7 protein-coding genes, 2 tRNA genes and 1 pseudogene are annotated in these 10,345 nt (G+C 44.6%); 7 read left to right on the forward strand and 3 right to left on the reverse strand.

Annotated features, from left to right (window positions below; all coding sequences use genetic code 11):
* Positions 1-91: 91 nt before the first annotated feature.
* The gene (locus ABIC84_RS26205) at positions 92-799 is read left to right on the forward strand and encodes a TIGR00730 family Rossman fold protein (protein WP_090533093.1); all 708 of its coding nucleotides are present in this window, start codon (positions 92-94) and stop codon (positions 797-799) included.
* A 75-nt stretch (positions 800-874) separates the two neighbouring features.
* On the opposite strand, the gene ABIC84_RS26210 is transcribed toward ABIC84_RS26205, so the two are convergent.
* The gene (locus tag ABIC84_RS26210; RefSeq protein WP_429265490.1) at positions 875-2,830 is read right to left on the reverse strand and encodes a TlpA family protein disulfide reductase; all 1,956 of its coding nucleotides are present in this window, start codon (positions 2,828-2,830) and stop codon (positions 875-877) included.
* A 93-nt stretch (positions 2,831-2,923) separates the two neighbouring features.
* On the opposite strand from ABIC84_RS26210, the gene ABIC84_RS26215 reads away from it, so the two are divergent.
* On the forward strand, positions 2,924-4,189 hold the full coding sequence (locus tag ABIC84_RS26215; RefSeq protein ID WP_429265491.1) for a TCR/Tet family MFS transporter: 1,266 nt from the start codon (positions 2,924-2,926) through the stop codon (positions 4,187-4,189).
* 498 nt (positions 4,190-4,687) lie between these two features.
* Positions 4,688-5,941: a TCR/Tet family MFS transporter gene (locus tag ABIC84_RS26220; RefSeq protein ID WP_429265492.1), complete on the forward strand. Its 1,254-nt coding sequence runs from the start codon at positions 4,688-4,690 to the stop codon at positions 5,939-5,941.
* Between the two features lie 100 nt (positions 5,942-6,041).
* On the opposite strand, the gene ABIC84_RS26225 is transcribed toward ABIC84_RS26220, so the two are convergent.
* Both ABIC84_RS26225 and ABIC84_RS26230 read right to left on the reverse strand, forming a co-directional pair.
* Positions 6,042-6,632 (reverse strand): DUF502 domain-containing protein, encoded by a 591-nt coding sequence (locus ABIC84_RS26225; protein ID WP_429265493.1) that lies wholly within the window; start codon positions 6,630-6,632, stop codon positions 6,042-6,044.
* A 16-nt stretch (positions 6,633-6,648) separates the two neighbouring features.
* Positions 6,649-9,111 (reverse strand): bifunctional UDP-N-acetylmuramoyl-tripeptide:D-alanyl-D-alanine ligase/alanine racemase, encoded by a 2,463-nt coding sequence (locus ABIC84_RS26230; RefSeq protein ID WP_429265494.1) that lies wholly within the window; start codon positions 9,109-9,111, stop codon positions 6,649-6,651.
* A gap of 60 nt (positions 9,112-9,171) precedes the next feature.
* Here ABIC84_RS26230 and ABIC84_RS26235 point away from each other — a divergent pair, with 60 nt between their 5' ends.
* From ABIC84_RS26235 to ABIC84_RS26250, 4 genes and pseudogenes are all read left to right on the forward strand, one after another.
* Positions 9,172-9,654, forward strand: a complete 483-nt coding sequence (locus ABIC84_RS26235) for a regulatory protein RecX (protein ID WP_429265495.1) — start codon at positions 9,172-9,174, stop codon at positions 9,652-9,654.
* Positions 9,655-9,777: 123 nt separating this feature from the next.
* Positions 9,778-9,850, forward strand: a tRNA-Gly gene (locus tag ABIC84_RS26240).
* 53 nt (positions 9,851-9,903) lie between these two features.
* A tRNA-Leu gene (locus tag ABIC84_RS26245) sits at positions 9,904-9,988 on the forward strand.
* A gap of 175 nt (positions 9,989-10,163) precedes the next feature.
* Positions 10,164-10,345: pseudogene (locus ABIC84_RS26250) on the forward strand (ISAon1 family transposase N-terminal region protein); the annotation flags it as partial.

Here is a 10,345-nt window from a genome sequence, read left to right on the forward strand (position 1 = left end):
AAAACTTCCGGACTTTCGGACGTTCCGACTTCCGGACTAAAAAACACTTCCGGACTTTTGGACTCCCCAACTTCCGGACTAAAAAAAGAATATGACCGGAGAAGATAAAATAAGACAAGCTTTCGAGAACAAAAACTGGCAGGAAATTAAAGTTACCGACTCCTGGCAGATCTTTAAAATAATGGCCGAATTTGTTGACGGCTTTGAAAAACTGGCCAAAATTGGCCCATGCGTATCCATCTTCGGGTCGGCACGAACGCATACCGATAACAAATACTACCAGCTGGCGGTAGAAACCGCCCGCCTGCTTACCGAGCATGGTTACGGTGTAATATCAGGCGGCGGACCCGGTATTATGGAAGCTGCCAACAAGGGCGCCTATGAAAACGGCGGTAAATCGGTAGGTTTAAATATCGAACTCCCATTTGAGCAGTTCCACAATAAATATATCGACAGGGATAAGATCATGGAGTTTGATTACTTCTTTATCCGTAAGGTTATGTTTATGAAATATTCGCAGGGTTTTATCATTTTGCCCGGCGGCTTTGGCACTATGGATGAATCGTTTGAGGCCATTACACTTATCCAAACCGGTAAAATTGCCCGTTTCCCAATCATTTTTGTTGGAGTTGAATACTGGAAAGGCCTGTTTAAATGGGTTGAAGAAAAAATGCTGAACGACCAGCACAATATCAATCCCGACGACCTGAACCTTTACCGCGTGGTTGATACCGCCGAAGAGGCTGTTGAGCACATCACCCGTTTCTATAACAAATACGTACTTAAGCCAAACTTTTAACAGGCAATACAATAAAAAATGCCGCTCCAACAGGGCGGCATTTTTGTTTTGATATAGTTTTAGGTTTGCAATCAGCTATTTCATGTTTTGTTTTGGCGTAGCAGCAACCTCCGCGGCAACCGGCGCTTTTGCCATGTCAATCATTGTGCTCACTTCATCTACCAGTCCATCAGCCGAGCCATCAAACCCCACAACCTTAAAGCGGACATTGCCGTTTTTATCGATGATGAACTTGGTTGGAATACCGGTTACTCCAAATTGTGATACCACTTTTGATTGCCTGCCATCGCTGCCTTTTTCATCTACCAGCACGTTAAAGGTGTAATTATTGTCTGCAATGAATTTCTTTACGCCATCAATATAATTATCGCCGTTTTCCCAGGTATCAATAAACAGGAATTTCACATCCTCATCATCCTTATATTTATTTACAGCCATTTGCATCCCCGGAAAAGATGCTTTACAAGGACCGCACCAGGTAGCCCAAAAATCAACTATAACAATTTTGCCTTTTAAGTCGGCCAGCGAAACTGTTTTTCCCGCAAAATCTTTAAGGGCAAATTTGGCAGCAGGCTCGTTGATCATTTGTTTAGCCACCTCCTCTTTCTTTTTGTTTTTTGCAATAGCCGATAAACCGGCCAGGTATCGATCGTAACCTGCTTCATTGCCTTTTAAGCCCACATAGGCTTTTTTTAACTCGGTTGTTAAAGCCGGGGAAACTTTAGCTGCCTTAAATGCGCCTTCAATCACGTCTTTTGATTTAGCATATTTGCCAAGGGCATTTAAAATGAGTACGTAATGCTCGTTGGTAATAGGGTCGTTATCCTTGTTGTCTGTATAAACATCTTTTTGATATTTAAGGGCCTCATCATATTTTTTCTCTTTATATAAAATGAACGCGTAACTATCAGCATACATGTTATATACATCCTTGTTTTGCTTTTGCATGCTCTTTACCGACATAAACGGCGAAGCCTCGGGATGCTTCATTTTTTCAGTAACGATGTCCAATGATTGTTTTGATAGCTTTTCAGCCTCATCAAGTCGCTCATCTTGTTGAGCCCAGCCATAAGCTATGTTGTTATAGCTGTTTGCAATGCTTGATTTATTTTGGACTTGTGCTGCATAAGCATTAAAAGCAGCAGTATTACCATCAGTCAAAAAGCCGGTAGCCAGCTGCCCCCTTATGTAATCGATCCGTGAGCCTTTATCAGTAGCCATAGCCGGGAATTTGGCTATATATGCTTTATAAAGCGAATCTTTTTTGTGTACGTCCTTCTCGCGTATCATGGCAAACTCCGCCTCGTTTTTTACGGATTCGCCGTTAGGGTACTTAGCTTTGATGATCTCTCCCAATGAATCGGCAGAGGTCTTTTTGTTGCGCCAGTTCAGGATATTAGCGGCCAGGATCAGATCTTTTTCTACCGTGCTTTTTTCAAGCGATTTAACCTTGGCGTTTAACATGGCCGAGGTAGCCGGGTCCTTTTTCTTGGCCAACAGGTAGTAATAATTAAACTGATAGGGCTTTTCGGCCTGCGGGTTAGTATCGTATTCCTTTTTAAACAAGGCCAGGCCTTCTTCAGAATCGGTTTTTATTTTGGCAAAATTACTGCCAACACCACTCGCCAATATGTAAGCTTTTGCTTCATAAGCACCCTGAACAGGTTTTTTATCTTTATAAATTAAGTATATGTACCCTTTGTCATTATTATTATCAATATCACCGTTACTAAAAATCTTTACAAAAAAGGCTTTCGCTGCGGCAGGAATGGTAAAATCGCCGGAAAGTAAAGCGCCATTAGGTTTTAGTTCGATGTCGGCCGCCGGGTTATCCTTCCCATCAATGTAATATACCTCTGCGCTGATATCCTTTTTACCGGCAACAGGCGTACCCTCCGGGTTATAAGTAATTTTAACTTTTTCAGTTGTCGATGGATAACTATCAGATAATGTAAGAGGATTATTTTGTGCAAAAACACTTTGCACAGCCAGCAGTGCCGGCAATAGTAGTATTGATTTGTGTGGTTTCATAGGTTTAACTAATTATATAGTTCAAGTTAAATACAAATTATTATAAATACAATTATTTTAACAATTATTAACGTTAATAATTTATTTTGCGCCATGGATAAGTCCGCCAAGAATAAACCCCAGGGAGCTTTAGGCTTTATATTCGTTACTTTACTGATTGATGTGGTAGGCTTAGGGATCATCATACCTGTACTACCCAAACTGATTGAAAAATTGATCCACGCCGGGTTAAGCGAAGCTTCGTTGTATGCCGGCTTTTTAACGCTGGCCTATTCGGTAATGCAGTTCCTTTTTTCGCCAATGATAGGCAACCTGAGCGATAAGTATGGCCGCCGCCCGGTTTTGCTTTGTTCCTTACTGGGTTTTGGCATTGATTATTTGTTCCTTGCCTTTGCACCATCCATATGGTGGCTATTTTTAGGCCGGGCAATTGCAGGCATTACCGGCGCCAGCTTCACCACAGCATCGGCCTATATAGCCGATGTGAGTACTCCCGAAAAGCGCGCCCAAAACTTTGGTATGATTGGCGTTGCCTTTGGTCTTGGCTTTATCATTGGTCCGGCAATTGGCGGTGTGTTAGGTAAAATGGATGTTCAATATCCATTTTTCGCTGCCGCAGGTTTGGCCTTTTTGAACGCCCTCTATGGCTTCTTCATCCTGCCCGAATCGCTGGATGAGGCGCACCGCCGCCCCTTCGATATTAAAAGGGCAAACCCGCTTGGCTCATTGCTGCAGCTTAAAAAATATCCATCGGTTATGGGGTTGGCCCTGTCGCTTTTCCTGGTATATTTTGCCGGGCAGGCCGTACAAAACGTTTGGACATATTTTACTTTCGAAAAGTTTAAATGGGGCGAGGATACCGTTGGTTATTCTCTTGCCTTTATAGGCCTGATGATAGCGCTGGTACAGGGCGGTCTGATGCGCCTGATCCTGCCCAAACTGGGCATGGAACGTTGCATTTGGGTTGGCTTGCTGCTATATAGCATCGGCCTTATTCTTTTTGCTATGGCAACCCAGGGTTGGATGATGTTTGCCTTTATGGTGCCTTATGCCCTTGGCGGTATTGCAGGCCCCGCGTTGCAGGGCATCATGACCAACCAGGTACCCGCCAATGAACAGGGCGAACTTCAGGGTGGCCTAACCAGCCTCATGAGCCTGAGCGCCATTTTTGGCCCCTGGGTAATGACCACTTTATTTTATTATTTCACCAACGATAAAAGGCCCTTCTTTTTTCCGGGAGCCCCCTTTATTTTAGGTGCAATACTGATGTTGATAAGCGCGTTGCTTGCTATCCGTAATTTCAAAAACGTGAAGAAAACCTCAGCAAAGGATGTGGATGCCCTGGCAACCTTGCATTAAAAGCCAAAAGCAGAATGCGCAAAGCTTAAAGCTTTGCTGTTGTTGGTATTGTTGTCATACGTGTTTGGAAGATGAAATTATTGGGAGATTAAACAGAAACCATGTCATTGCAAGTAGCCATCAGGGGAAATCCTGAAAAAACCGTGATGTTGTTTAAAATATATTTTAGGGGACGATGAGCGGGAGCCGCGTTAGGGATTGCAGTGAAAGCCCGGAGCGTGGATTGGGCTTGCGCGGGAAAAGCGAGGACTTGTAACGGAAAGCCCGGGCCGCAGGCAACGCCCATATTGTAAAATTGATAGATAAACACCCTCAACCTGCCGTTGTTGGTGTTGTCGCAAACAATCATGTCTTAATATCATGAATGCACTATTGCCGGTCACAAAGTTGGTGATAACAACAGCGAAGAATAGCAAAAGCGCAAGTATAAATTAAATATCAAACTGTAAAACAGCCCATAATAAAACTTTTAATCAGCTTAAACCTTTATCATTATTAATGAGCGCCAAACCTAAAAAACATACCGCCGCCTTAGGATTTATTTTCGTAACGCTTTTTATTGATGTACTTGGTTTAGGCATCATTATACCGGTAATGCCCTCACTGCTCGAGAAACTGGGCAACATGGATGTAAGTACAGCTGCGCAATATAATGGCTATTTAACGTTCACGTATGCCTCCATGCAGTTCCTGTTTTCATCACTATTGGGTAACCTGAGCGACAGGTACGGGCGCCGGCCTGTATTGTTAGGATCGCTTATTGGCTTTGGGATAGATTATATTTTTATGGCCTTTGCTCCTACTGTGGCCTGGTTATTTATCGGCCGTGCCATAGCAGGCTTTGCGGGCGCCAGTAATACCACAGCAACCGCTTACATTGCCGATATCAGTACAGGTAAAAACCGTGCGGCAAACTTCGGTTTAGTTGGGGCAGCGTCCGGGCTTGGATTTATTATTGGTATAGGCACCGGAAGCTTTTTGGGTGCATTAAATGTGCGGTTCCCTTTTATGCTGGCGGCCGGTCTGGCACTCCTGAACGCGGCGTATGGCTATTTTGTATTACCCGAATCATTAAATATCAAAAACCGCAGGCGTTTTGAATGGAAGAAGGCTAATCCCATTAGCTCATTACGCAGCCTGTCGCGCTATAAATCCTTAACCGGATTGATCGGAGCATTCTCGTTGGTTTATATCGCCCAAAAAGCTGTTGAATATGTGTTATCCTTTTACGTAACCGAAAAGTTTGACTGGTCGTTGAAAAGCATTGGCTTTTTAGGGTTCTTCATCGGCATTGTACTGGTAGCCATACAGGGAGGGCTCATCAGGTTTACCATCCCTAAATTCGGGCAGGAGAAAAATATCGTAGCCGGCTTACTATTTTACACCATCGGCTTAACCCTCATTGCTTTTGCCAACCAGGGGTGGATGATGTATGTGTTTATGGTACCTTATTGCCTTGGCGGCATTTCGGGCCCTTCACTTCAGGGTATGATTACCAGTACGGTATCAGCTAAAGAGCAGGGCGAATTGCAGGGCTCATTGACCAGTATCAGTAGTTTAGCGGTGATCATCGGCCCCCTGTTAATGAGTTCGGTGTTTCATTTGTTCACCCATCGTAATACTTCAACCTATTTTCCGGGCGCTCCGTATATTTTGGGTGCTGTATTGATGCTGATAGCTGTTTTTTTAGCGATAAGAAGTTTTAAGAAAGCCAGGGTGACAGATTCAAAACAGGTGGAGGTGTTACCGTAGGAACATGTAAACCCCACCCAAACCCTCCCCGGAAGGGAGGACTTTGAAAATTCAAAAAAGTCTCGCCTACAGGGGGAGATTTAGAGGGGGCCGGGCTGAGCTAATCCAGCCCGCTTACCCCACCTGATATCACAAATTTCATTACATCGGCAGCACTCTTATCCATTGGTTTTACCTTATCGGCAGCAATGATGATCACCTGCCCTGCAAACGAGTAGGAATACGGGAAGTATACAGCCACCTCGCCGGGCAAGCCAATCTTTGCCAGGTCTTTCTGAACCAGGAAACCTATCTTTTTTAAACCAAACTCATTAACTTCAACCAGTACCGGTTCGTTGAACTTTTTCTCTTCGCCAACAAAGGCTTCTGTCAAATCTTTTATCGACGAATACAGGAACGCGAAGATGGGCAAACGTGCAAACCACCGCTTAAACCAGGCTTTAATTGGTTCGGTGATCACATTGGTAACCAGTACCCCCATGATCATGATAACCACTACCACATTCAGGATCCCCAAACCCGGGATATACATGTGCTTTCCGGTTTTATCAACCCAAAGATCACTCAAGTTAAGCGCCTTATCAATGCTGGCCACCGCCCAGTACATCAGGAAGATGGCGGCCCCTACAGGTACAACCACCAACATTCCTTTTACAAAATACCTGAATAATACCCGCGCTAACCTGTTCATTTTAAGCCCCCGATTTCTACTCGTAAAAGTACACTCTTTTTACCCTTTGCGAAATATTGGTTAATATTTCGTAGGGGATGGTACCTATCTGCTTTGCCAGTTCTTCAATGCGCTGGTGCTCATCAAAGATGATCACCTCATCGCCTTCATGCACGTCAAGGCCGCTCACATCCAGCATGCACATATCCATTGTTATGTTGCCCACGGTAGGCACAAGCGTGCCTTTCACCAGCATTTTGCCAACGCCTTTGCCGAAGGCACGGAGGTAACCATCGGCATAGCCGATACGAACAGTAGCTATTTTACCGTCTTTAACAAGGCTCCCGCTTCGCCCGTAGCTGATTGTGTCCCCTTTTCCAATCTTTTTAACCTGGGCAACGCTTGTTTTTAAACTGGCTATAGGCTGCAAGCCCGCATCAGACTCCGGCACCGACGAGTCGATCCCATATAAACCTATCCCCAATCGAACCATATCATAGTGTGCCGAAGGCCAGCGGATAATACCGGCAGTATTGCAGATGTGCTTGATCACCTTATAACCCAGTGTGCGCTCTATTTCTTTAAAAGCCTTTTCAAAGCGCCTGATCTGCTTTTTAGTAAACTCGTCGTGTTCCGGACTTTCGCTTGCTACCAGGTGCGAAAATACCGATTGCACCCGTACGTAACGGTTGACCTCCAGCATATCGCACAGGGTTTCTATCTCGTAATTTTCAAAACCCAGGCGGTGCATACCAGTATCAATTTTAAGATGCACCGGGTAACCGGCAATGCTCTGTGCCGAAGCATAGCTCACAAAATCATCTAATAAACCAAAACTGTAAATTACAGGCTCAAGCTTATATTCGGTGAGCTTATCAAATGCCGAAGCCTCGGGGTTAAGCACTTTGATGGGCAGGTTAATCCCGGCCTGCCGTAAAGCTACCCCCTCATCAATATAGGCAACCGCCAAATAATCTACTTTATTATACTGTAGCATATTGGCCACCTCAAAAGTGCCGCTGCCATAGCTAAAAGCCTTTACCATAGCCATCACTTTTACGCCGGGCTTAAGCTTTGATTTATAAAAGTTGAGGTTATTTAGTAAGGAGTTCAGGTTGATCTCCATTACGGTTTCATGCGCTTTTTGGGCCAACGCACGGCTCACCTGCTCAAACTCAAAACTGCGCGAACCTTTGATCAGGATGGTTTCATCTTTAAAATTGAGTGCTTTTAACTGTTGCAGCAGTGTGGCTGTATCGGCATAAAAATGCTGTTGGGCTATGTCAAAATATTGCTGGTGGCTGAGCAGCGCCTCCCCTACGCCAACAAATTTATCAATCTTTTTAGCCCGGATCAATTCGGCCACCTGTTTGTACAGCACATCCTGCTGCAGGCCCGATTGATAAATATCCGACAAGATCAGCGTCTTTTTTTGATGCTGATTTTGCTGAGACAAAAAGTTAAGCGCTATCTCCAGCGATTGCAGATCTGAATTGTATGAATCATCAATAACGGAACAGTTGTTTACGCCGTTTTTTAACTCCAACCGCATACTTACCGGCGCGAGGCGCTCGATGCGCTTATCCGCCTCCACCGCACTGTAGCCTAAAGCCAGCATAGTAGCCCAACAGGTAATGGCATTTTCTACCGAGGCCTGGTCGGTAAAAGGAACGAGGCATTCTATTTCTTTACCCTGGTACCGGGCACGGAAGTAATAATTTTTAGAGATCACCGTCTCGCTGAAAACATACAGGTCAGCTTCACGGAACTTACGGCTCCAGGTAAAGGTTTCTTTAGCCGCGATGTCTTTTTCAAAGCCGATCAGCTGATCGTAATTATGGATCAGCAGCCTGCTGTTTTTGAATAGCCCAAGTTTTTCCAGGAGCTTTTGTTTGGGCGATTCAAAACCCTCGTCGTGCGCAGGGCCTATATGGGTGAGTACCCCTATTTCGGGCTTAATAATAGCCTCCAGCTTATTCATCTCGTTTACAGTGGAGATGCCCGCTTCAAAAATCCCCAGTTCGTTCCGGTCGTTGATTTGCCATACGGACAACGGCACCCCGATTTGCGAATTATAACTTTTAGGGTTTCGTACAATATTTTTATCGGCCGAAAGCAGCTGGTAAAGCCATTCCTTAACAATAGTTTTGCCGTTACTGCCCGTAATACCAATTACCTCCAGCTTAAAACGGCTGCGGTGATAGGCTGCCAGCATTTGCAGGGCAGCCAGCGGATCGGGCACGATCAAAAAGTTTGCGCCGGGCAGGTTAAACTCCGGGCCATGTTCTACCACAAAATTGCGCACACCGCCTGCATAAGCTTCGGCAACAAACTCATGGCCATTGCGCCTGCCGCTCAGGGCAAAAAACAGGCCTTCGGCAGGGTTGTTGATCCGGCGGCTATCGGTAAAAAGCGCACTGATCGAGTATTCTTCAACGATGTTTCCATCTGCCTTGATGATCTTTTTTATAGCGCTTATGGTGTACGTGTTATTTGGCATCCTGCTAATTTGGAGATATTAAAACAAATAGAATAATTTTTAACGAATTTTGGTTTTTAAATGGATCAGCCCAAATCAATTAAAATTACCGACGAAAAAGTTGCCCTTGCAAAAGCCGAGCACTTTTGCGCCTACCAGGAGCGCGCCCAGCAGGAAGTACGCGACAAACTTTACGAGTGGGGCTTATGGCCTGATGCTGTTGAACGCATTATAAGCCAATTGATAGAAGGTAATTTCCTTAACGAGGAACGCTTTGCACGGATCTATGCTAAAAGTAAATTTAACCAAAAAGTGTGGGGGCGTATTAAAATTAAACAAGGGCTTAAACTTAAACGGGTGCCTGATGTATTGATCAAAAAAGCTCTCCTCACTATCGATCCTGACGATTATTTGGCTGCTTTGACCCACTTATTACAAAAAAAAGAGGCGACCCTAACCGAGAAGAACCAGCTGAAGCGCCGGTACAAGCTGCAGCAGTACGCCATGGGCCGCGGATTTGAAGCTGCACTGATATCTGATATTTTGAAAAACAGCGAGTTATAAACTATTTTCAAAAAAATTAAATTTTTCCTTGCAGAGTATGCATTTCTGCCTATATTTGCACTCCCGCAAACGAGATAGGCAGCCAGTTAACGAAAGCCAGATCAAAGCGAGGAAAATACCAACGCGAAAGTAGCTCAGTTGGTAGAGCACGACCTTGCCAAGGTCGGGGTCGCGAGTTCGAATCTCGTCTTTCGCTCAAAGCCCTTCCTGATAAAAAGAAGGGTTTTATTTTTAAAAGGTTAGACACCTGCTCAGATGGTGGAACTGGTAGACACGCAGGACTTAAAATCCTGTTCCCGTAAACGGAGTGCGGGTTCGATTCCCGCTCTGAGTACAAAAGCAGAGTAAAATCGCTTCAAAAGCCCTTAAATCAAATGATTTAGGGGCTTTTTCTTTTAAAACCCCTCCAAAAGATTCATTCAAATCGCATGTTTTAGGGATCAAGCAGAAAAATTGTGGGGGAATTAAAAAAGTGTTTGCTTTGCAGGCAGAAATAAAAACGTCCACACTTGTCAGCTGCATACGAAACACTTGTCCGCCTTATCTTGCCTGAAGGGCTTTTGGAATACTTCGAACTTACAGATGTCCGCTCCTCAGAGAACGGCCAATTGAACATTTACCTTGAGGAAAAGAATCTTCCGCCAGCAGGCTATGACAAGCAACAACTTGAGTCGAAAGGATTCTTACCGGA

Source organism: Mucilaginibacter sp. 3215 (genome assembly GCF_050433785.1).
Lineage (GTDB): Bacteria > Bacteroidota > Bacteroidia > Sphingobacteriales > Sphingobacteriaceae > Mucilaginibacter.

Excerpts from the sequence above, each read along its gene's own strand:
- ABIC84_RS26205 (WP_090533093.1), top strand. The coding sequence starts at position 92 with ATGACCGGAGAAGATAAAATAAGACAAGCTTTCGAGAACAAAAACTGG.
- ABIC84_RS26210 (WP_429265490.1), bottom strand. The coding sequence starts at position 2,830 with ATGAAACCACACAAATCAATACTACTATTGCCGGCACTGCTGGCTGTG.
- ABIC84_RS26215 (WP_429265491.1), top strand. The coding sequence starts at position 2,924 with ATGGATAAGTCCGCCAAGAATAAACCCCAGGGAGCTTTAGGCTTTATA.
- ABIC84_RS26220 (WP_429265492.1), top strand. The coding sequence starts at position 4,688 with ATGAGCGCCAAACCTAAAAAACATACCGCCGCCTTAGGATTTATTTTC.
- ABIC84_RS26225 (WP_429265493.1), bottom strand. The coding sequence starts at position 6,632 with ATGAACAGGTTAGCGCGGGTATTATTCAGGTATTTTGTAAAAGGAATG.
- ABIC84_RS26230 (WP_429265494.1), bottom strand. The coding sequence starts at position 9,111 with ATGCCAAATAACACGTACACCATAAGCGCTATAAAAAAGATCATCAAG.
- ABIC84_RS26235 (WP_429265495.1), top strand. The coding sequence starts at position 9,172 with ATGGATCAGCCCAAATCAATTAAAATTACCGACGAAAAAGTTGCCCTT.